Here is a 20179-nt window from a genome sequence, read left to right on the forward strand (position 1 = left end):
ATGGACTCGCCATGCGCCTTCGTCACATCGAGATTTTCCAGGCCATCCGCCAGACCGGTTCGGTCAGCGGTGCCGCGCAGTTGCTGCACGTTTCCCAGCCCGCCGTGACCAAGGTGCTGCAACATGCCGAGCAGCAACTGGGATTCCCGTTGTTTCTGCGGGTGCGCGGCAAGCTCCAGGCCACCCCTGAAGCGCTGGAGCTGGAGCGCGAAGTAGATAAGGTCACCGAGAGCCTGCAAGGCGTGCGGCGCCTGGCCCAGAGCCTGCGCCGCGAACCAGGCCACAGCCTGCGCATCGGCGCGACCCCGGCGCTGGCCCTGTCGCTGCTGCCGCCGGCGATTCATGAGTGGACCCAAGGCTATCCGGACATCGCCTGCGAACTGGCCAGCGCCCACAGTCGCGAACTGATGCAGAACCTGCTGATGCGCGAAATCGATGTCGCCCTGACCCTGCAACGCCCCGACCATCCGGGCCTGAAGGCCGAGGCGTTGGCCAGCGGCGTGCTGGTGGCATTGGCCCCCAAGGGTTTCTGGCCGATTGCCGAGCAAGGCAAACCATTGCCCCTACAAGCATTGGCCGATGCGCCGCTGATTGGCCTGTCCAGCGCCGACCCGTTGTCGGCGCGGCTCGACAGCTACCTCAAGGCGGTGGAACCGCCGCCGCGGGTGAGCATCGCGGTGCAGACCTATTCCCTGGCCAGGGCGATGGTCGAGTCAGGGGCCGGGCTGGCAGTGATTGATCCGTTCACCGCCCTCGGTGCCGCGCCCGACAGCACCGCTATCCGGCCGCTGGCACCGCCGTTGCCGATCACCCTGTATGCGGTCACCCGTGCCAGCGAACCGCCGCCGCACACCGTCAGCGAGTTGCTGACGATCTTCAGCCGCCGCGCCCGCGAACAATTGGATCGGGTCTACAACACGTAAAACAGAATCGCCACGAAGTGCAGGACACTGCCGGTGATCACGAACAAATGCCAGATGCCGTGGGCATGGCGCAGGCGGCTGTCGAGGGCGAAGAAAATAATGCCCACGGTATAGAACACGCCGCCGGCCGCCAGCCAGGCAAAGCCCGCAGTTCCCAGCGCAGCCAGCAGCGGCTTGACCGCCACCAGCACAATCCAGCCCATCACCGCGTAAATCACGATCGACAGGATCCGCGCCTCGCTGCGCGGCTTGATCTCCTGCAGCATGCCAATCACCGCCAGACCCCAGACGATGCCGAACAGGGTCCAGCCCCACGGACCGCGCAAAGTCACCAGGCAAAAAGGTGTGTAGCTGCCGGCGATCAGCAGATAGATCGACAGATGATCGACCTTCTGCATTATCTTCTTCGTCCGCCCGCGCACGCTGTGATAGACCGTCGAAATGCTGTACAGCGCCAGCAGGGTCACACCGTAGATCGCCACGCTGACGATCTTCCAGGGACTGCCATCGAAGCTGGCAACCACCAGCAGCCAGACCGCGCCGACAAATGCGGCGACCGCCCCCACCAAATGCGTCCAGGCGTTGAGTCTTTCCCCGTGGTACATAGGCCTCCCGTTGGTTTCACACCTTCTCAATCAGACCAGCCCGGCCTCCACCAGGCGCTGTTCCAGCGCCAGCAGGTCGGGGATCTTCACTACCTGTTCGGCCACTTGCACAGCCGCTTGTTCCAATCCGCAAAGAGGAACGTCGACGTAACTCAACTGACTGTCGAGCTTGCACGAGCGTGGGATGCCCTGAACGAGCAGTGCCATGAACTTGAGATCGAGCCGGCCACCGAGGGCGTTGAGCACGACGATGCGGGCGCGCTCGCCGATCACGGTCTTACCGCCGCAGGCCGACTCGAAACTGAGCAGCGGAATCTGCCGGTTGCGCCAGTTGACCCGTCCCAGGTACCAGGGAGGGGAGTCCAAATCGAAAGTCCCCGACTGGTAATCGATCAGCTCGGCCACGGCCACATTGGGCAAAATAAGGGTGCGGTCAGCCAGGGGCAACAGCAGCCCGGTCAGTTGACTGGTGCGATGTTCATGCATGGGTCTTGCTCCACAAGGCGATGCTGTCGAGCAGCACCGACTCCTGATAGGGCTTGCCGAGGTAGTCATTGACGCCGATGGCCATGGCCCGGTCGCGATGTTTCTGCCCGGTACGCGAGGTGATCATGATGATCGGCAGATGTTGCAGGCGCGGGTCGTTGCGCACCTGGGTGGCCACTTCGAAGCCATCCATGCGCGGCATCTCGATATCCAGCAACATCAGGTCGGGCAGGTGCTCCTCCAGCAGGAGCATGGCATCTACGCCGTCCTTGGCCGTCAGCACACTCATGCCATGGCGCTCCAGCAGGCGGCTGGTGACCTTGCGCACCGTCACCGAGTCGTCGACCACCAGCACCAGCATCGAACGCTGCGGTTCGCTCTCGGCACTGCGCGGCACCTGCGTCGGCAAGCGCACCTGCATCGCCCGCAGTGGCGCCAGCAGGTCGAGAATCGGCACCACCCGGCCGTCACCGAGAATGGTCGCTCCGGACAATCCCTGAACCGCCGCAAATTGAGGGCCGAGGCTTTTCACCACGATCTCGCGGGTGCCCAGCATCGCATCCACCTGCACCGCAATGTGCCGCTCGTTGCATTGCACCAACAGCACCGGCAACGCCTGGCTCTGCCCCAGCAGCCGCGGTCGAACCGTGGTTTTCAGCAGCTCACCGAGATGGCACAGCTCGTAGCACTGGCCGGCGTATTGGTACACCGGCGGATCCAGTTGGTAGTAACCCTCCAGTTCGTTGGGCAACACCCGGACGATGCCTTCAATGGTGTTCAGCGGAATCGCGTACTGGTCATCGGCACACTGCACCATCAGCGCCCGGTTGACCGAGACGGTGAACGGCAAGCGGATGCGAAAATGCACGCCCTTACCCGGTATCGAGTCAATGCTCATCGAGCCGCCAAGTTGCCGCACCTCCTCATGCACCACGTCCATGCCCACCCCGCGCCCGGAAATCTGGGTGATCTTTTCGGCTGTGGAAAACCCCGGCTGGAGGATGAACTGCAGCACGTCGCGATCACTCATGTCGCTTTCGGGCGCCAGCAGGCCGCGCTTGATCGCCTTGCGCCGCACCGCGTCGAGCGGCACGCCTGCACCGTCATCGCGGATGTCGAAAATCATGTCGCCGCCTTCGCGAGACAGGTCCAGAGTGATTCGGCCCTGGCTCGGCTTACCGGCGGCGCGGCGCACCTCGGCCGACTCCAGGCCGTGGTCGACAGCATTGCGCAGCATGTGTTCCAGCGGCGCCGCCATGCGTTCGAGGACATTGCGATCCATCTCGCCCTCGGCATTGCCGACCACGAACTCGACGTCTTTGCCCAACTCACTGGCGACCTGGCGAACGATGCGCTTGAGGCGCGGCAGCATCCGCTCGAACGGCACCATGCGCGTGCGCATCAGACCTTCCTGCAGCTCGGTGTTGATCCTTCCCTGCTGTTGCAACAGGTTCTGCGCATCCTGGCTGCGCCGTTCAAGCGTCTCCTTGAGCTCGAGCAAATCCGAAGCAGACTCGAACAACGCACGGGATAGCTGTTGCTGCTGGGAGTGGCGATCCATCTCCAGCGGGTCGAATTCTTCATAGCCCAGGCGTTCGGCCTCGACCTGCTGGCGACTGAGAATCCGCCCCTGGGTTTCGGTATCGAGCCGGCGCAATTGGTCGCGCATGCGCTCGAGGGTGGTTTCCATCTCGCTCAAGGTGACCTGAGCATCGTTGACCTGCTGCTCGACCCGACCGCGAATGATCGAAGTTTCCGCTGCCAGGTTGACCAACTCATCCAGCAGTTCGGCCGACACCTTGACCATGTCGGCGCCGAGTTCGGCGGGCGCGGCAACCGACTCGAGCTTACCCGGCGGCAGCGTATCGAGCGGCGCAGGTGGCTGCTCGAGCGTGCTCGGGTGGCTGAAACTGCGAATCGCCTCGATCAGGTTTTCGGCTGCTGCGACAGGCTGGCCGGCGCGAGTGGCATCAAGCATCTGCGCCAGACGGTCGTGGCTACGTTGCAGTAGGCCGAACAGCGCCGGGGTGGCCTGCAGCAAACCACTGGACAGCGCCTCGTAGAGAAACTCGAGTTCATGGGCAAGGTCGCCAATCGGTGCGATTTCGACCATCCGCGCGCCACCCTTAAGTGTATGCAGGTCGCGCAGCAGGGTTTCCATTTCCAGGCGATTATGGGGATCGGCTTGCCAGCGGGTCAGCGCCGCACCGGAGCTGTCGATGATGTCGAAACCTTCCTCGAGAAAGATCTCCAACAACTCCGGGTCCTGGCTAGCAGTGTCACCGCTCGGCGCCGGTTGATTCGCTTCGGCGTTACCTCCAATGCCCTGGCGCCAATGTGCCATGGCTTCGATCAGATCGCTGCAATCGTCCAGCGGCTGATGCCGTTGCAACTGTTCAAGCAATTGTGCGAGGCGATCATGGCTGTGCTGCAGCAACAGGCCCAGTTCGACGCTATGGCTCAGGCGCCGATTGACCAGGGCCTCGTACAGACTTTCCAGCTCGTGAGCCAGGTCGCCGACTGGCCCGACTTCGGCCATCCGCGCCCCGCCCTTGAGGGTGTGCAGATCGCGCTGCAAGGCTGACAGCGGCGCCGGGTTCTGCGGCTCATTGAGCCAGCGCTGCAAAGCCTGCGCCGTGCTGTCGAGGATATCCACCGCCTCTTCCAGAAAAATCTCGACCATTTCCTCGTCGGCGCTCAACGGCGTCGGCGAAGCTTGCCCAAGCTCGGCGGTGACACTGCTCAGCTCAGTGATGCTCAGGCTACGGCTGCCATCGCTGCGGATCAGGCCCATAGCCGCTGGATCGAGGCCCTCGTCGAGCAAATCACGCAGGGCTCGCACACGCTGGGGTTGATGACTGACCTCCTGTCCGGCCGCCAGTTGGTCGAGCATGTTGATCAAGTCTTCGTGGGCGGCTTGCGCCTGCTCGAAGAAGCGCTCGCTGACGGCCAGGCTGCTTTCTTCAACGGCGCCATAGAGATCGAGCAGCGCCTCGCAGAGCTCATCGACCGGGTGCAGATCGGCCAGGTGTGCACTTTCCCCCAGGGTGGTCAGTTCATCCAGCAACGCACTGAGTTCCTGGCGCTCGCCGGGATGTTCTTGCCAGCGCTGCAGCAGGCTCTCGGCATCGAGCAAAATGTCCATGCCCTGGGCCAGGAAGTTGTTGATCAATTGCGGGTCGCGCTTGCTGCGCAGGCCACTGTCCGGCGCGTTGTTGGCCGCCTCCAGGCGCTCGGCGAGCAGGCGCTGGAGGCGGCCGATCAGTTCGCCGGCACCGTCGATTTTCAGCAACGGGTCGTCCTGCAATTGTTCGAGACCACGACGCAGCAAGGCCCAGGCTTCGTGCAGCAGCTCGATTTCATCCAGATCGAGGGGCAGCAGGTGCGCCTTGTACTCACGCGCCAGTTGGTCCAGCGGCGCCGCCAGTTCGGCAACCGCCAGTACGCCCGCCACCGAGGCACTGCCCTTGAGCGTATGCAATGCACGCTGCAATTCATCGCTGGCCTGCAGCGGCACCTGCTCGGCGGCCTGATCGAGGAAGCGCTTGAGGCTATTGAGGTGGGTCTGTGCTTCGTTGCGGAAAATCTCCAGCAACTGCCGATCGGCAGACGGGTTATCCGCCGACGACGGCGCTTCACCCCGGGCCAGCGCGTGGGCGTCAGCGGCCAGGCGATCGACGTCCTGGCGCTGACGCTGGCGGTTGCCCGCATATTCGCGCGCCAGCTCCGGCAACACCTGCAACACTCGATCGAGCAGTTGGTGAACCTGTGGCCCCGGCTCGACACTGTGTTCGAGGATCCGGTTGAGCAGGTTTTCCACGGCCCACGCCAGTTCCGCCAGGACCAGCGCGCGCACCATCCGCCCACTGCCCTTCAAGGTATGGAAGGCGCGGCGCAACTCACCCAGGACCGAGCGGCTCTCGGGGCTGGCAATCCAGCGCGGCAGGTACTCGCGCAGAATCTCGAGTACCTCGTCCGTCTCCTCGAGGAACACTTCGCGCAACTCGTCGTCCACCGGCTCTTCATCGGCCGGTGGCGGCAGCAGGCTTTCAGGGGAGACCTTCGCCGGCGGATTGACCGCCGACATCGGACTGGCCAGCGCCTCGGCCAACGCCTGCAAATCCTCTGGGTCTTGCGGAGCAGCCTTGAGTGCCGTGACCGGCACCTCGCGAGGCAGGTAACCGAGCGCTCCCAGGCTTTGCTCGGCGACGTCGAGGACCTGCTCGCCGAGGTTCTGCGGGTCTTCGTTCAAGCGTTCCAGGTAGTACTCGATGCTGGTGATGGCGTCGGCCAGGTTATCCAGCTGATGCCAATCCGGCGGCGTGCGGTCGCCCAGCAAGTGCTCGCCAATGTAGTCATTGCAGGCTTCCAGCAGGCTTGCCGCACGATTCAGCGGAATCATTGCCAGCGCACCGCGCACCTGGGTCAGCAGCGCCGGCAGCAGTTGCAGCGGCTGACGATCCCAGTCGCTGTCGATGTACTCGACGATCATGTCCTTGGCCTGTTGCAGGCACAGGCGCGCTTCCTTGATCACGATCTGGTGGATCTCGGTCAGGTCGGTGGTCGGCAGGCGGCTTTCTTCGCGGCTTTCCTCGACCATCCCGACCATCCCGGCCAGGGTCGCCTCGACGTACAGCAAGGCCCCGGCTACGTCCATCAGGATTGCGTCGTTGGGTTCACGCTGCCCCTGGGCCAGGCTCTGCACCACCGCCAACTGATCAATGATCACCTTGCGCGGCTGGCCGAAGCCGAGCACCGCCAGGGTATCGGCGATTTGCCGCAGTGGCGCCAGCAGGCTGTCGAGGTCGGAGGTGTGCTGGCGGTCGCTACGCACGAACAAGTCGAGGCGCTCCTTGACCCGCACCAACTCTTCACACAGCGCCGCCAGCACCGAGCGCATTGCGTCGCGGTCAGGTCCGGCCAGGCGCGCGCGCTCGGCATCGAGCAGCGCACTGTCGGGCAGCGCGTCATCCAGTCCAAAACGATCTTTCATGGTTTGCATCCGGGCACTGGGGTATTGGGCCTTGGCGATATAAAACAACAGGCTCTTGAGCAACTCGGCCGGAGCCGGTTGATTGATCCCGGGTATGCCTTGCTCTTGCAGGCGTTTGAGTTCCTTGTCGGCATCCTTGAACAGGCTGCGCAGCGCCGGACTATTAGCGATGGCAGCACTGCTCATGCCTTCGACCAGCGCCGCGGCGACCTGCCACAGCGGGCTCAACGGGGCCTCGCCGGTCAGTGTTTCCAGGCGTGCGAAGACCTTGGCCAGATAGCCATAATGGGTATCGTCTTCCTGCTCTCGGAGCAAGCCGGCGAGGCCCATTTGCAGCATCTGCCGCAGCTTGCGCATGACATTCGGCCAGTCGTCGGGGGCCAGCCGTTGCAACTGGGCTTCGTCCAGCGCCGGCAGGCTGGGCAGTTGCGGGCTGAACAGGCTGGTTTCCGCCAACAGGCCTTCGCCGCGCGCGCTGCGCAGGTCGTTGATCAACGGCAGGACCACCAACGGCAGGTCGCGTCGGGCGCTGTGCACCCGATCGAGGTAGGTCGGTAACTGGCTAAGGGCTTGTTGCAGCAGGCGGATGGCTTCGTCGCGATGAGCCACGGTGCCCTTTTGCAGGGCTGCGGCCAGGTGCTCCATTTCTTCGGCGAGCAGGGCGGCGCCGTAGAACTCGACCATCTGCAAACTGCCATGGACCTGATGGATACCGGCCAGGCAACGCTCGAGCTCGTGCAGCGCCTGCGGGTCCTCGATCAGATTATCGAGGGCGAAGTAGGCCTGCTTCAGCGTTTCGGCAATTTCACCCTTGACCCATTCGAGGGCCACATAGTCGTGCCGATCACCCATAACCACTCCAGTCCAAGTCCCGCATTCAGACCTTTTCAGCCCCGCGCGCTGGCGCCGCCGGCAAGGTAAAACCGGACACCGAGCGGCGCAACTGGCTGGCCATTTTCGCCAGGTTGCCAATGCTCTCGGCAGTGGCGGTGGAACCCGACGAGGTTTGCGTGGTGATCTGCTGGATCACGTTCATCGTCAAGGAAATCTGCCCGGCCGAAGAGGTCTGTTGTTGCGCCGCGTTGGAAATACTCTGGATCAACGCCGCGAGGGTTTTCGACACGCCTTCGATTTCTTCCAGGGCCACACCGGCATCCTGCGCCAGTCGCGCGCCGCGCACCACCTCGGTGGTGGTCTGCTCCATCGAGATCACGGCTTCATTAGTGTCGGTCTGGATCGCCCGCACCAGGGTTTCGATCTGCCGCGTGGCGGCCGAGGAACGTTCGGCCAGGCGCTGGACCTCGTCGGCCACCACCGCAAAGCCCCGCCCGGCGTCTCCCGCCATCGAGGCCTGGATCGCAGCATTGAGGGCGAGAATGTTGGTCTGGTCGGCAATGTCGTCAATCAGGCTGACGATATCGCCGATTTCCTGGGACGACTCGCCCAGGCGCTTGATGCGCTTGGCGGTGTCCTGGATTTGCTCACGGATGTTGTCCATGCCGTGGATGGTGTTGTGCACCACCTCGTTGCCCTTGTTGGCAATTTCCACCGAGCGCTCGGCCACCGCTGAAGACTCCGCGGCGTTGGCCGAAACCTGATCGATGGACTGGGCCATTTCGTTGATCGAAGTCGAGGCTTCGGAGATCTGCTGCGCCTGATGCTCCGAGGCCTGGGCCAGGTGCATCGCCGTGGCCTGGGTTTCCTGCACGGCGGCAGCCACCTGACCGGCAGTGAGGTTGATGGTGGCGACCAGATCGCGCAACTGGTCGACCGAGTAGTTGATCGAGTCGGCAATGGTCCCGGTGAAGTCTTCGGTCACCGAGGCGGTCACGGTCAGGTCGCCATCGGCGAGGTCTTCGATTTCGTCGAGCAGGCGCATGATCGCGTTCTGGTTGCGCTCGTTCTTCTCGGCGGTTTCGCGCAACTGGCGGTTGGTTTCGCGGACCATCACCAGCCCGATCAGGATGATCGAGGCCAGCGCCAGCAGGCCCAGAATATAACCGCCGATGGTATCGGTGGAGCGCCCGCCCACCAGGTTCTCGAAGCCGCTGGCCAGATGAGAGGCCTCCTCCAGCAGGGTCTGCGAGAGATTGAAAATACTCCCCGCCGACTCACGGACCTTGAACAGTTGCGGCGAAGTTTCGAGAATTTCATCCACCGAGCCGGAGACGAACTGGAACAACTCAGCAATCTCGGTCAGCCGCGCGCGGGCATCACGGTCTTCGACCTCACTGATTTTCAGCGCCGGATTGCCCTGCAGCATGCCGTTGAGCACCTGGCCGAAGCGCGCCGCGTCACGGCCGAAGACATCGGCGGCCTGCTGGGCATTTTCATCGCCGGCCAGCACCGTGTTAACCGCGCCGAGAATCCGTTCGGCAAGCAACGATTGGCGCTGGGCCATGGCCACCTGGGCGGCCGGCGCGCCGCGCTGCAGCAGGATCTCGACGACTTTCTCATACTCGACCTGCAGTTGCGGCACGGTCTCGGCCAGTGTCGCGGCCACCTGGTGCAGCGACAGCACGGTCTGCTCGCTGGACAGGATCGCGTCGGTGTTTTTCAGCAGGCGCTCCCAATCGAGCTGCACCGCGCGCATCTGCGGTCGAACGGCTGCCGGTGCGGGCGGCAGGTTGGTCGCCGGATCGCCTTTTTTCAGGTACCCCCAACGTTGCGCAAAATCGTTGCGTGCATCACTCAGCAACTTGAACGCGGCCGCCTTGCCGGCAGCGGCTTCGGTGGCGTTCTTGGCGATGCGCTGGGACAGCACGCGCAACTCGCCGGCATGGCCGATGTACTGCTTGTCGTGGGAGGCCTGGGTGTTGAGGTAGGCAAAGTTGGCGAACAACAGCACGATGAACACGATCAAGGCGATGAACAGCGCAATGATCTGCGAGCGACTGCGCGTGCCGTCGGTGGAGGTGCCTGCGTTTGCTTTGTTCATCGATTCTCGCCTGTTGATCCACATGCGGCTGAAACCACCATGGGTTACAGCGCCACGTCCATGAAGCGTTGGGACTGCGCCAGGGCAAACGGACTAAACACCTGCCAGCTTTGCTCGCGCTCGAAGCGCCCCTTGATGAAAGCCCCTGCCGGCCCGTCCGGGTCTGCGGCGCCGGCCTGGAATCCGCCTTGATCGAAATGCTGCATGCCCAGCACCTCATCAACCATCAAGCCGACAAAAACTTCCTGATGCTCGACCACCAGCACCCGACGCTGCCGTCGCTGCGCCGACAACTCGGCGCCGAGGAAGCCGCACAGGTCCATGACCGGCAACAGCCGCCCGCGCAGGTTGGCCACGCCCCTGACCCACGACTTGACCCCGGGTAGCTGGGTCAGGCGCGGCTCATGGAGGATTTCACTGACCTCGCCCATGGGCGCCACGTACCAGCGCTCGCCCAGGCGAAAACCGATGCCGCTCCAGCCGTGATTGCGGGTGGGACGGGACGGCAGGTCCGCCGCCAGTAAACGGCAGCGCTGGTCAATCTGCAGCAGCAACTCGAATGCTGTCAGCGACTCGGCCATGGCGTGGCCGTCAGCCTGCCAGCACGGCGTTCAGGGTCTTGATCAGGGTGTCTTCTTCCACCGGTTTGGTCAGGTAGTCGCGCGCGCCCTGGCGTGTGCCCCAGACCTTGTCGGTCTCCTGATCCTTGGTGGTGATGATGATCACCGGGATGTGCCCGGTTTCGGCGTCCTTGGTCAGTTGCCGGGTCGCTTGGAAGCCGTTGAGGCCAGGCATGACGATGTCCATCAGGACCGCGTCGGGTTTTTCCTGGCGCGCCAGTGCCACGCCGTCGGCGCCGTTTTCCGCCTTGAGCACTTCATGGCCGTGTTTTTCCAGCATGCCGGTCAATTTGTACATTTCGGTCGGCGAATCATCGACGATCAGAATACGAGCCATGGTCTTCCCCATTCTTGTCGACGCCAGGCCGGCTGGCCGGGCATCACTGTGCATGTCCTACAGCGGCGAGTCGGCAGCAAAGCCCGGCACATGGGCGCGGATTGCGTTCAACAATTCGTCCTTGCTGAAGGGTTTGGTCAAAAACTGATCGGAACCGACGATACGCCCCTTGGCCTTGTCGAACAGGCCGTCCCTCGATGAAAGCATGATCACCGGCGTGGACTTGAAGGCACTGTTGTTCTTGATTAAAGCGCAGGTCTGATAACCATCCAGACGCGGCATCATGATGTCGACGAAGATGATCCCCGGATGATTGTCGGCAATCTTGGCCAGGGCATCAAAACCGTCGATGGCGGTGATCACCTCGCAACCGGCATTGAGCAACATGGTCTCGGCGGTACGGCGGATGGTTTTCGAATCATCGATCACCATGACCTTCAAGGCGTTGGACTGCTGTTGCATATCTGCTCTTACCATCGCCTGAGCGAATCAGTTTGTCCGTTTACGCCGCTCCGGTGGCTCGAAAGCCTTTAACTTCAAGGGTCAGCGCAACATGGCAGCCTTTTTAGCACAGTCTCCCGGTGCAATCTATCCGGCGGTCGGCACGGTGGTTTTTCCTTGACCGGGAACACACTGGGCGCCACTCTGACGCCACTTTTCAACGCCCTTTCTGTCCCTGAAAAGGCGCTACCACCATTTCGAGGAAAAACCCATGAGCGTTCGCGTCGGGATTGTCATGGACCCTATCGCCAGCATTTCCTATAAAAAGGATAGCTCGCTGGCCATGCTGCTGGCCGCCCAGGCACGTGGCTGGGAGCTGTTCTATATGGAACAGCACGATTTGTACCAGGGCGAAGGCGAAGCCCGGGCGCGCATGCGTCCACTGAAAGTGTTTGCCGACCCGCAGAAATGGTTCGAGCTGGGCGAGGAAAGCGACGCGCTGCTCAGTGACCTGGACGTGATCCTGATGCGCAAGGATCCGCCCTTCGATATGGAGTTCGTCTACTCCACCTACCTGCTCGAACAGGCTGAGCGCGCTGGCGTGCTGGTGGTCAACAAGCCGCAAAGCCTGCGTGATTGCAATGAAAAGCTGTTCGCCACGCTGTTTCCGCAATGCACACCACCGACCGTGGTCAGCCGCCGCGCCGACGTGCTGCGCGAATTCGCCGCCAAACACGGCGACGTGATTCTCAAGCCGCTGGACGGCATGGGCGGCACCTCGATATTCCGTCATCGCGCCGGCGACCCGAACCTGTCGGTGATCCTCGAAACCCTGACCGCGCTCGGCAACCAACAGATCATGGGCCAGGCCTACCTGCCAGCGATCAAGGACGGTGACAAGCGCATCCTGATGATCGACGGCGAGCCGGTCGACTACTGTCTGGCACGCATCCCGGCGCAGGGTGAAACCCGTGGCAACCTGGCCGCAGGCGGTCGCGGTGAAGCCCGACCACTGAGCGACAAGGACCGCTGGATCGCCGCCCAGGTCGGCCCGACGCTGCGGGAAAAAGGCTTGTTGTTCGTCGGCCTCGACGTGATTGGCGAGCACCTGACCGAAATCAACGTCACCAGCCCGACCTGCATTCGTGAAATCGACAATGCGTTTGGCACCAATATCGGTGAAATGTTGATGGCGGCCATCGATCAGAAGCTCAAAGCCCGTTGATATAGAACCCGCTAGGCGAGACCAACATTGCGTTATCATGCGCGGCTTGTGAAAAACGCGATGTTGGTTTCCTTGTCATGACCCTTCCGTCCGATCTGCCCCCTGAACTCGCCCATCGCGGCGTGCGCCCGGCCGATCGCCTCGGTTTTACCTTGTTTCTCGCGGCGCTGATTCACCTGGCGCTGATCCTCGGCCTGGGCTTTACCTTTGCCGAACCCAAACAGATCAGCAAAACCCTGGAAATCACCCTCGCCACCTTCAAGAGCGAAACCAAGCCGAAAAAGGCCGATTTTCTCGCCCAGGAAAACCAGCAAGGCAGCGGCACTCTGGATAAAAAGGCAGTGCCCAAGACCACCGAAATTGCGCCGTTCCAGGACAATGAGGTGAAAAAAGTCACGCCACCGCCCGCAGCTCAGCCGCCAGTGCCGCAAGCTGCGCCGAAAGCGGCAGTGACCACCGTCGCCCCGGCACCGAAAAAGGCCGTGACCAGGAAGGAAGAAACCAAGGCGCCACCTACGTCGAAGGCCGCGACGCCGACTTTCGATAGCTCGCAGCTGTCCAGCGACATCGCCAGCCTCGAAGCCGAGCTGGCCAAGGAACAGCAGCTGTACGCCAAGCGCCCGCGCATCCACCGCCTGAGTGCCGCTTCGACCATGCGTGACAAGGGCGCCTGGTACAAGGATGAGTGGCGCAAGAAGGTCGAGCGGATCGGCAACCTGAACTACCCGGACGAAGCACGCCGCAAGCAGATCTACGGTAACTTGCGCCTGATGGTCTCGATCAATCGCGATGGCTCGCTGTATGAAGTGCTGGTGCTGGAGTCTTCCGGCCAGCCATTACTCGACCAGGCCGCCCAGCGCATCGTGCGCCTGGCTGCCCCCTTTGCACCTTTTACCGGTGACCTGTCGGATATCGACCGCCTGGAAATCATCCGCACCTGGAAATTCGCCCGGGGCGATCGACTGTCCAGTAATTGACATCGGGTTCCCTACCCCCTGTAGGAGCTGGCTTGTCGAATCGTCGCACCGCAGCTTAGGGGCCATCAGCCCCCATCCATCTAGCGCCTGGCAAAACGCATTCGCGGGCAAGCCCGCGCCTACCGTTCAGGGTGCAAGCCGCAAACAAGTGCTCGCTCCTACAGGCGAATCGGATCATTCTCAGCGCATCCCCAGCTTGTCAGTTTGTCCCTCCACCGCCACACTAGCGCACATGAAAAACGTCATCCCCAGCTACCTCAAGCATCACTTCCTGATTGCCATGCCCCACATGGCCGACCCGAACTTTGCGCACACCTTGACCTATATCGTCGAGCACACGGCCAATGGTGCCATGGGGCTGGTGGTCAACCGCCCGCAGGACCTGAGCCTGGCGGATATCCTCGAGCAATTGCGCCCAGACATCGAACCACCTGCCCTGTGCCAGCACGTGCCGATCTTCATCGGCGGGCCGGTGCAAAACGATCGTGGTTTTGTCCTGCATCCCTCGGGCCAGACCTTCCAGGCGACCGTCGATCTGGAAAGCGACCTGTCGCTGTCCACGTCCCAGGATGTGCTGTTTGCCATCGCCGACGGCGTCGGCCCGGCAAAAAGCCTGATCGCCCTCGGCTACGCCGGCTGGGAAGCCGGGCAACTGGAGGCTGAACTGGCCGACAATGCCTGGCTGACCTGCCCCTACGACACCGATATCCTGTTCAACACCAGCAGCGAACTGCGCCTGGAGGCGGCGGCTCGGCATCTGGGCATCAACCTCAGCCTGCTGACCAGCCAGGCGGGACACGCCTGATGGCCATGCGTCTGATCCTGGGTTTCGATTACGGCACCAAACAGATCGGCGTCGCCGTAGGCCAGGTGATCACCGGCCAGGCCCGCGAGCTGTGCACCTTGAAGGCGCAGAACGGGGTTCCCGACTGGAATCAGGTCGAAGCCCTGATCAAGGAATGGAAACCCGACGCCGTTGTGGTCGGCCTGCCATTGAACATGGACGGCACGCCGAGCGAGATGTGCGCTCGGGCCGAGAAATTCGCCCGCCGCCTTAATGGTCGTTTCAACCTGCCGTTCTATACCCATGACGAGCGCCTGACCACGTTCGAGGCCAAGGGCGAACGGCTGCAGCGCGGCGGTCAAAAAGGCAGTTACCGCGATAACCCGGTGGACGCCATTGCCGCCGCACTGCTACTGCAGGGCTGGCTCGACGAAAATCATCATTTGTTTGAATCCTGAAAAGCGCCGCGGCGCTTTTCTTTTAGCTTAAACCCAGGCATCCCTCCTGCTGCGTCGGGAGGGTCGCCGGGGTAAATCGAAGGAGCAACCATGAGCCTGCCCAATCCCGCCGATCTGATCAGCCAGATGGCGATCCGCCTCAAGGCGCACCTGGCCCAGCGTGATATCAGCGAACCCCGCTATATCGGCATCCGCACCGGTGGCGTCTGGGTCGCTCAAGCCCTGCTCGATGAGCTGGGCAGTGATGCGCCACTCGGCACCCTGGACGTGTCCTTCTACCGCGATGATTTCAGCCAGAATGGCCTGCACCCGCAAGTTCGCCCTTCGGCCCTGCCGTTCGAGATCGAAGGTCAGCACCTGGTGCTGATCGACGACGTGCTGATGAGCGGTCGAACCATCCGTGCCGCGATGAACGAACTCTTCGACTATGGCCGCCCGGCCAGCGTGACCCTGGTCTGCCTGCTTGACCTCGACGCTGGCGAACTGCCGATCCGCCCCAACGTGGTGGGCGCGACCCTGGCCCTGGCCGCACATGAGCGGGTCAAGCTGTCCGGCCCTGAACTCAAGCTCGAACTGCAAGACCTCGCCCTTTAATCCGCCCTATTGAGAGTCCCCTTCGCGATGACGCCTCCAGATACCAAGCGCCCGCTGCAGCTCAATGATCAGGGCCAGCTGCGCCACTTCCTCTCCCTCGACGGCCTGCGCCGCGAGTTGCTGACGGAAATCCTCGACACTGCCGACTCGTTCCTCGAAGTCGGTGCCCGGGCCGTTAAAAAAGTCCCGTTGCTGCGCGGCAAGACCGTGTGCAATGTGTTCTTCGAGAACTCGACCCGCACCCGCACCACCTTTGAACTGGCGGCCCAGCGGCTGTCGGCGGACGTGATCACCCTCAACGTCTCGACGTCGTCGGCGAGCAAGGGCGAAACCCTGCTCGATACCCTGCGCAACCTTGAAGCCATGGCCGCCGACATGTTCGTCGTGCGCCACGGCGACTCCGGCGCCGCGCACTTCATCGCCGAGCATGTCTGCCCGCAGGTGGCGATTATCAACGGCGGCGACGGCCGTCACGCGCACCCGACCCAGGGCATGCTCGACATGCTGACCATCCGCCGCCACAAAGGCAGCTTCGAGAACCTCTCGGTGGCCATCGTCGGCGATATCCTGCATTCACGGGTAGCACGCTCGAACATGCTCGCGCTGAAAACCCTCGGCTGCCCGGACATCCGCGTCATCGCGCCGAAAACCCTGCTGCCGATCGGCATCGAGCAATACGGCGTGAAGGTCTACACCGACATGACCGAAGGCCTGAAAGACGTCGACGTGGTGATCATGCTGCGCCTGCAGCGTGAACGCATGACCGGTGGCCTGCTGCCGAGCGAAGGCGAGTTCTACCGCCTGTTCGGCCTGACCACCGCGCGCCTCGCGGGTGCCAAGCCGGATGCCATCGTCATGCACCCGGGACCAATCAACCGGGGCGTGGAGATCGAATCGGCAGTGGCCGACGGTCCGCATTCGGTGATTCTCAATCAGGTGACCTACGGGATCGCCATTCGTATGGCTGTGCTGTCCATGGCCATGAGTGGGCAGACCGCCCAGCGCCAATTCGAGCAGGAGAACGCGCAGTGAAGCTCAGCATCCTCGGCGCCCGCGTCATCGATCCAAGCAGTGGCCTGGATCAAACCACCGACCTCCACATCGAAGCCTGCAAGATCGTCGCCCTGGGCGCCGCACCGGCCGGTTTCGTCGCCACCCAGACCATCGAGGCCCAGGGCCTGGTGGTCGCCCCCGGCCTGGTCGACCTCAACGTCGCCCTGCGTGAGCCGGGCTACAGCCGCAAAGGCAGTATCGCCAGTGAAACCCGTGCCGCCGCCGCTGGCGGTGTCACCAGCCTGTGCTGCCCGCCGCGCACCAAACCGGTACTGGACACCTCAGCCGTTGCCGAACTGATTCTCGACCGTGCCCGCGAAGCCGGCAATGCCAAGGTGTTCCCGATTGGTGCCCTGAGCAAAGGCCTGGAAGGCGAACAACTGGCCGAACTGGTTGCGCTGCGCGATGCCGGCTGCGTGGCCTTCGGCAATGGCCTGGAGAGCTTCCGCAACAGCCGCACCCTGTGCCGGGCACTGGACTACGCGGCGACCTTCGACCTGACGGTGATCTTCAACTCCCAGGATCACGACCTGGCCGAAGGTGGCCTGGCCCACGAAGGCCCGACCGCCAGCTTCCTCGGCTTGCCGGGGATTCCGGAAACTGCGGAAACCGTGGCCCTGGCCCGGGATCTGCTGCTGGTCGAACAAACCGGCGTGCGTGCACACTTCAGCCAACTGACCAGCGCCCGTGGCGCCGCACTGATCGCCCAGGCCCAGGCCAAGGGCCTGAAGGTGACCGCCGATGTCGCGCTGTATCAGTTGATTCTCACCGACGAGGCGCTGATCGACTTCAGCAGCCTGTACCACGTGCAGCCGCCGCTGCGCACCCGCGCCGACCGCGAAGGCCTGCGCGCTGCGGTGAAATCCGGGGTGATCCAGGCGATCTCCAGCCATCACCAGCCCCACGAGCGTGACGCCAAGCTGGCACCGTTCGGCGCCACCGAACCGGGCATCAGCAGCGTTGAACTGCTGCTGCCGCTGGCGATGACCCTGGTGGAAGACGGCCTGCTCGATCTGCCGACCCTGCTTGCACGCCTCGGCGCTGGTCCTGCTGACGCCCTGCGCCTGCCAGCGGGCAAACTGGCAGTGGGCGCCCCGGCCGACCTGGTGGTGTTCGACCCGAATGCCTCAACCGTGGTCGGTGAGAACTGGCTGTCGAAGGGTGAAAACTGCCCATTCCTCGGCCACAGCCTGCCGGGCGTGGTGCGCTACACCCTGGTGGATGGGCGGATCAGTCACCAGGCGTAAAGCTGTTACCTGCAGGAGCTGGCTTGCCGCAAGCGGGAGCCAGCTCCTACAAATGAACCTGACTGCCATTTACTGAAAGGCACCCCGTTTCTGCGCATTACGCACCGAAACCTGGTCATTCAATGTCCAGAAGTCATACAGCACTCCCATAAAGAACAGCCCGCCGGTCACCAGGTACAGCAAGCCGCTGATCCATTTGCCCTGGTACATCCGGTGCAGGCCGAACACTCCGAGGAATGTCAGCAGAATCCAGGCCACGTTGTATTCAATTGGCCCAGCGGTAAAACGCAGGTCCGCCTCCCGGTCCATGGCCGGGATCAGGAACAGGTCGATCAACCAGCCAATGCCCAGCAAGCCGAAGGTAAAAAACCAGATCGTCCCGGTCACCGGTTTGCCGTAATAGAAGCGGTGGGCACCGGTAAATCCGAAAATCCACAGCAGGTAGCCAATCACCTTGCTGTGAGTGTCCTGGGGTGAAACATCCTGCCGATAGGTGTTCATGGGTTCCCTCATTTGCTTCGATAGATAAATATTTTTGTGACTTGTGTGACTTTTTTGTGTCGTGCCGACAAGTGGTTCAATCGTCCGACACTTCCCGCAAAGCCCCGTACCGCCTGACTTCTGTCTGACAATCGAGCCAATTTGCCGCAGCCCGAGGGCTTTTTCATCCTTGCCGGAATCGACCAACGGCCCCGAAAAGGACAAAAAAGCTGTTATAAAGTTGCGCGCTTCCCCATATAGAGCCCTGCCTAATGCGTCCATTTTTCAAGACATGGCTAACCATTTGCCTTTTATTGCCACTGGCCGCCCACGCCACCAATCGTGAGCAACGTCTTCCGAACGTTAATGGTTACACCCCTAAATCTCATGTTTCTGCCGCTACCAGCAAAAACAAACATGCCGTAAAAACCCCGGTATTGAGCAAGAACAACAGCTCGCTGGTACCACCGATGGCCGCCAAGCAGAGCAGCGAAGTCCTGAGCCGTGCGGTGAATGTGCTCGGCACCCCTTATCGTTGGGGTGGCAGCAGCCCAAGTAAAGGCTTTGATTGCAGCGGCCTGGTGAAATACGCCTTCAACGACGTTGCCGCCGTTGATCTGCCGCGCACCTCCAACGCCATGGCCGCGGGCCACGGCGTGAAAGTCGATCGCAAGGACCTCAAGCCCGGCGACCTGATTTTCTTCAACATCAAGAGCCGCCGGGTGAATCACGTTGCCATCTACCTGGGTAACGACCGTTTCATCCACGCCCCACGGCGTGGCAAGTCGGTGACCATCGACACCCTGAAAAAGCCGTACTGGGAAAAGAACTACGTCGTCGCCAAGCGTGTCCTGCCGAAAGAACCGAACACCATGCGCATCGTTCAGCGCTGAGCTGACACCGCCGTACCGAGGGAGCCTGCTCCCTCGCGCTCCTTCAGAATCCCTCCATCGAACGCGCGTGTTCGCGCGCATGCTCACGGCTGATCAAGCCTTTGCCGAGCAACGACTTCAGGCTCATGTCCAGAGTCTGCATGCCCAGCGCCCCGCCGGTCTGGATCGACGAATATATCTGCGCCACCTTGTCCTCGCGAATCAAATTACGGATCGCCGGCGTGCCCAGCATGATCTCGTGCGCCGCGACCCGACCGCCGCCGACCTTCTTCACCAGCACCTGGGACACCACCGCCTGCAATGACTCGGCGAGCATTGAGCGGGCCATGGCTTTCTCATCGCCGGGGAAGACGTCCACGATCCGGTCAACGGTTTTCGCTGCCGACCCCGTATGCAAGGTGGCAAATACCAGATGCCCGGTCTCGGCCGCAGTCATTGCCAGGCGAATGCTCTCCAGGTCACGCAACTCCCCCACCAGAATCACATCCGGGTCTTCACGCAGGGCCGAGCGCAGCGCCGTGGCGAAGCTGTGGGTGTCGCGCTGCACTTCACGCTGATTGATCAGGCATTTGCGCGGCTCGTGGATAAACTCGATGGGGTCCTCAATGGTCAGGATGTGCTGGTGCCGGTGACTGTTGAGGTGATCGACCATCGCCGCCAGAGTCGTCGACTTGCCGCAACCGGTCGGCCCGGTCACCAGCACCAGGCCCCGCGAAGTCTCGGCAATACGCCGAAACACATCCGCCAGACCCAAGTCCGCCAGGCTCGGCACTTTGCTGGCGACGGTGCGAAATACCGCACCTGGCCCACGATGCTGTTGGAAGGCATTGACCCGAAAACGGGCAATACCTGCTGTCTCGAAGGAAAAATCCAGTTCCAGGGCCTGGGCGAACTGCGTCCGCTGCTGATCGTTCATGACGCGGTGGATAAACGCATTGACCTGGCTGGCGTCCTGCGCCGGAAGGTTGATCCGTCGCACGTCACCGTCGACCCGGATCATCGGTGGCAAGCCGGTGGACAGGTGCAAGTCCGAAGCGCCTTGTTTGACGCTGAAGGCCAGTAGCTCAGTGATATCCATCGCACCCCTCAATTCCAGTAGAATGCCGCGAACCTCAGACTGCCGGC

The 20179-nt window shown here is 62.4% G+C and carries 18 protein-coding genes; 9 read left to right on the forward strand and 9 right to left on the reverse strand.

Going from position 1 to position 20179, the window contains the following annotated elements:
- Positions 1 to 11 precede the first annotated feature (11 nt).
- Entirely contained in the window at positions 12 to 923 is a 912-nt protein-coding gene (locus KW062_RS27435) for a LysR family transcriptional regulator (protein WP_027617025.1), read from the forward strand.
- Here the strand turns inward: KW062_RS27435 and trhA are convergent.
- From trhA to pilG, 7 genes are read right to left on the reverse strand one after another with little or no spacing between them, the layout of a single operon-like run.
- Positions 911 to 1528 (reverse strand): PAQR family membrane homeostasis protein TrhA, encoded by a 618-nt coding sequence (gene trhA, locus KW062_RS27440; protein ID WP_027617024.1) that lies wholly within the window; start codon positions 1526 to 1528, stop codon positions 911 to 913. The genes KW062_RS27435 and trhA overlap by 13 nt on opposite strands.
- 30 nt (positions 1529 to 1558) lie before the next feature.
- A complete protein-coding gene (locus KW062_RS27445) occupies positions 1559 to 2014 on the reverse strand; it encodes a chemotaxis protein CheW (protein ID WP_027617023.1) in 456 nt (151 codons plus the stop codon).
- On the reverse strand, positions 2007 to 7859 hold the full coding sequence (locus tag KW062_RS27450; RefSeq protein WP_105753706.1) for an Hpt domain-containing protein: 5853 nt from the start codon (positions 7857 to 7859) through the stop codon (positions 2007 to 2009). The genes KW062_RS27445 and KW062_RS27450 overlap by 8 nt, the downstream gene beginning before the upstream one ends.
- 25 nt (positions 7860 to 7884) lie before the next feature.
- Positions 7885 to 9945, reverse strand: coding sequence for a methyl-accepting chemotaxis protein (locus tag KW062_RS27455; RefSeq protein ID WP_027617021.1), 2061 nt, complete (start codon positions 9943 to 9945; stop codon positions 7885 to 7887).
- 44 nt (positions 9946 to 9989) lie between these two features.
- Entirely contained in the window at positions 9990 to 10526 is a 537-nt protein-coding gene (locus KW062_RS27460) for a chemotaxis protein CheW (RefSeq protein ID WP_027617020.1), read from the reverse strand.
- A 10-nt stretch (positions 10527 to 10536) separates the two neighbouring features.
- Positions 10537 to 10902, reverse strand: coding sequence for a twitching motility response regulator PilH (gene pilH / locus KW062_RS27465; protein WP_027617019.1), 366 nt, complete (start codon positions 10900 to 10902; stop codon positions 10537 to 10539).
- Positions 10903 to 10959: 57 nt separating this feature from the next.
- Positions 10960 to 11364 carry a twitching motility response regulator PilG gene (pilG, locus tag KW062_RS27470; protein WP_027617018.1) on the reverse strand — a complete coding sequence of 135 codons (405 nt, stop codon included), beginning with the start codon at positions 11362 to 11364 and terminating at the stop codon, positions 10960 to 10962.
- A gap of 250 nt (positions 11365 to 11614) precedes the next feature.
- Here pilG and gshB point away from each other — a divergent pair, with 250 nt between their 5' ends.
- The 7 genes from gshB to KW062_RS27505 all read left to right on the forward strand — a co-directional run bounded on the left by gshB (position 11615) and on the right by KW062_RS27505 (position 17681).
- The gene (gshB, locus tag KW062_RS27475) at positions 11615 to 12568 is read left to right on the forward strand and encodes a glutathione synthase (protein WP_027617017.1); all 954 of its coding nucleotides are present in this window, start codon (positions 11615 to 11617) and stop codon (positions 12566 to 12568) included.
- Positions 12569 to 12645: 77 nt separating this feature from the next.
- On the forward strand, positions 12646 to 13545 hold the full coding sequence (locus KW062_RS27480; protein ID WP_105753705.1) for an energy transducer TonB: 900 nt from the start codon (positions 12646 to 12648) through the stop codon (positions 13543 to 13545).
- A 232-nt stretch (positions 13546 to 13777) separates the two neighbouring features.
- Entirely contained in the window at positions 13778 to 14350 is a 573-nt protein-coding gene (locus KW062_RS27485) for a YqgE/AlgH family protein (RefSeq protein WP_027617015.1), read from the forward strand.
- A complete protein-coding gene (ruvX, locus tag KW062_RS27490) occupies positions 14350 to 14787 on the forward strand; it encodes a Holliday junction resolvase RuvX (RefSeq protein WP_027617014.1) in 438 nt (145 codons plus the stop codon). The genes KW062_RS27485 and ruvX overlap by 1 nt, the downstream gene beginning before the upstream one ends.
- Positions 14788 to 14877: 90 nt before the next feature.
- Positions 14878 to 15381, forward strand: a complete 504-nt coding sequence (gene pyrR / locus KW062_RS27495) for a bifunctional pyr operon transcriptional regulator/uracil phosphoribosyltransferase PyrR (protein ID WP_027617013.1) — start codon at positions 14878 to 14880, stop codon at positions 15379 to 15381.
- A 27-nt stretch (positions 15382 to 15408) separates the two neighbouring features.
- Positions 15409 to 16413, forward strand: coding sequence for an aspartate carbamoyltransferase catalytic subunit (locus KW062_RS27500; protein ID WP_027617012.1), 1005 nt, complete (start codon positions 15409 to 15411; stop codon positions 16411 to 16413).
- Positions 16410 to 17681 (forward strand): dihydroorotase, encoded by a 1272-nt coding sequence (locus KW062_RS27505; RefSeq protein ID WP_027617011.1) that lies wholly within the window; start codon positions 16410 to 16412, stop codon positions 17679 to 17681. Before KW062_RS27500 ends, KW062_RS27505 begins: the two co-directional genes overlap by 4 nt.
- Before the next feature lie 69 nt (positions 17682 to 17750).
- On the opposite strand, the gene KW062_RS27510 is transcribed toward KW062_RS27505, so the two are convergent.
- Positions 17751 to 18182: an NINE protein gene (locus KW062_RS27510; RefSeq protein WP_105753704.1), complete on the reverse strand. Its 432-nt coding sequence runs from the start codon at positions 18180 to 18182 to the stop codon at positions 17751 to 17753.
- Positions 18183 to 18433: 251 nt separating this feature from the next.
- Between KW062_RS27510 and KW062_RS27515 the strand changes: the two genes are divergently transcribed.
- Entirely contained in the window at positions 18434 to 19054 is a 621-nt protein-coding gene (locus KW062_RS27515) for a C40 family peptidase (protein WP_027617009.1), read from the forward strand.
- Positions 19055 to 19097: 43 nt separating this feature from the next.
- Here KW062_RS27515 and KW062_RS27520 read toward each other — a convergent pair whose 3' ends face one another.
- The gene (locus tag KW062_RS27520; protein WP_105753703.1) at positions 19098 to 20132 is read right to left on the reverse strand and encodes a type IV pilus twitching motility protein PilT; all 1035 of its coding nucleotides are present in this window, start codon (positions 20130 to 20132) and stop codon (positions 19098 to 19100) included.
- Between the last annotated feature and the right edge of the window lie 47 nt (positions 20133 to 20179).

The sequence above is a fragment of the Pseudomonas fluorescens genome (genome assembly GCF_019212185.1).
Taxonomy (GTDB): domain Bacteria; phylum Pseudomonadota; class Gammaproteobacteria; order Pseudomonadales; family Pseudomonadaceae; genus Aquipseudomonas.

What these genes read in the sequence shown, in the direction of transcription:
- KW062_RS27435 (WP_027617025.1), top strand. Translation starts at nt 12, where the DNA reads ATGCGCCTTCGTCACATCGAGATTTTCCAGGCCATCCGCCAGACCGGT.
- trhA (WP_027617024.1), bottom strand. Translation starts at nt 1,528, where the DNA reads ATGTACCACGGGGAAAGACTCAACGCCTGGACGCATTTGGTGGGGGCG.
- KW062_RS27445 (WP_027617023.1), bottom strand. Translation starts at nt 2,014, where the DNA reads ATGCATGAACATCGCACCAGTCAACTGACCGGGCTGCTGTTGCCCCTG.
- KW062_RS27450 (WP_105753706.1), bottom strand. Translation starts at nt 7,859, where the DNA reads ATGGGTGATCGGCACGACTATGTGGCCCTCGAATGGGTCAAGGGTGAA.
- KW062_RS27455 (WP_027617021.1), bottom strand. Translation starts at nt 9,945, where the DNA reads ATGAACAAAGCAAACGCAGGCACCTCCACCGACGGCACGCGCAGTCGC.
- KW062_RS27460 (WP_027617020.1), bottom strand. Translation starts at nt 10,526, where the DNA reads ATGGCCGAGTCGCTGACAGCATTCGAGTTGCTGCTGCAGATTGACCAG.
- pilH (WP_027617019.1), bottom strand. Translation starts at nt 10,902, where the DNA reads ATGGCTCGTATTCTGATCGTCGATGATTCGCCGACCGAAATGTACAAA.
- pilG (WP_027617018.1), bottom strand. Translation starts at nt 11,364, where the DNA reads ATGCAACAGCAGTCCAACGCCTTGAAGGTCATGGTGATCGATGATTCG.
- gshB (WP_027617017.1), top strand. Translation starts at nt 11,615, where the DNA reads ATGAGCGTTCGCGTCGGGATTGTCATGGACCCTATCGCCAGCATTTCC.
- KW062_RS27480 (WP_105753705.1), top strand. Translation starts at nt 12,646, where the DNA reads ATGACCCTTCCGTCCGATCTGCCCCCTGAACTCGCCCATCGCGGCGTG.
- KW062_RS27485 (WP_027617015.1), top strand. Translation starts at nt 13,778, where the DNA reads ATGAAAAACGTCATCCCCAGCTACCTCAAGCATCACTTCCTGATTGCC.
- ruvX (WP_027617014.1), top strand. Translation starts at nt 14,350, where the DNA reads ATGGCCATGCGTCTGATCCTGGGTTTCGATTACGGCACCAAACAGATC.
- pyrR (WP_027617013.1), top strand. Translation starts at nt 14,878, where the DNA reads ATGAGCCTGCCCAATCCCGCCGATCTGATCAGCCAGATGGCGATCCGC.
- KW062_RS27500 (WP_027617012.1), top strand. Translation starts at nt 15,409, where the DNA reads ATGACGCCTCCAGATACCAAGCGCCCGCTGCAGCTCAATGATCAGGGC.
- KW062_RS27510 (WP_105753704.1), bottom strand. Translation starts at nt 18,182, where the DNA reads ATGAACACCTATCGGCAGGATGTTTCACCCCAGGACACTCACAGCAAG.
- KW062_RS27515 (WP_027617009.1), top strand. Translation starts at nt 18,434, where the DNA reads ATGCGTCCATTTTTCAAGACATGGCTAACCATTTGCCTTTTATTGCCA.
- KW062_RS27520 (WP_105753703.1), bottom strand. Translation starts at nt 20,132, where the DNA reads ATGGATATCACTGAGCTACTGGCCTTCAGCGTCAAACAAGGCGCTTCG.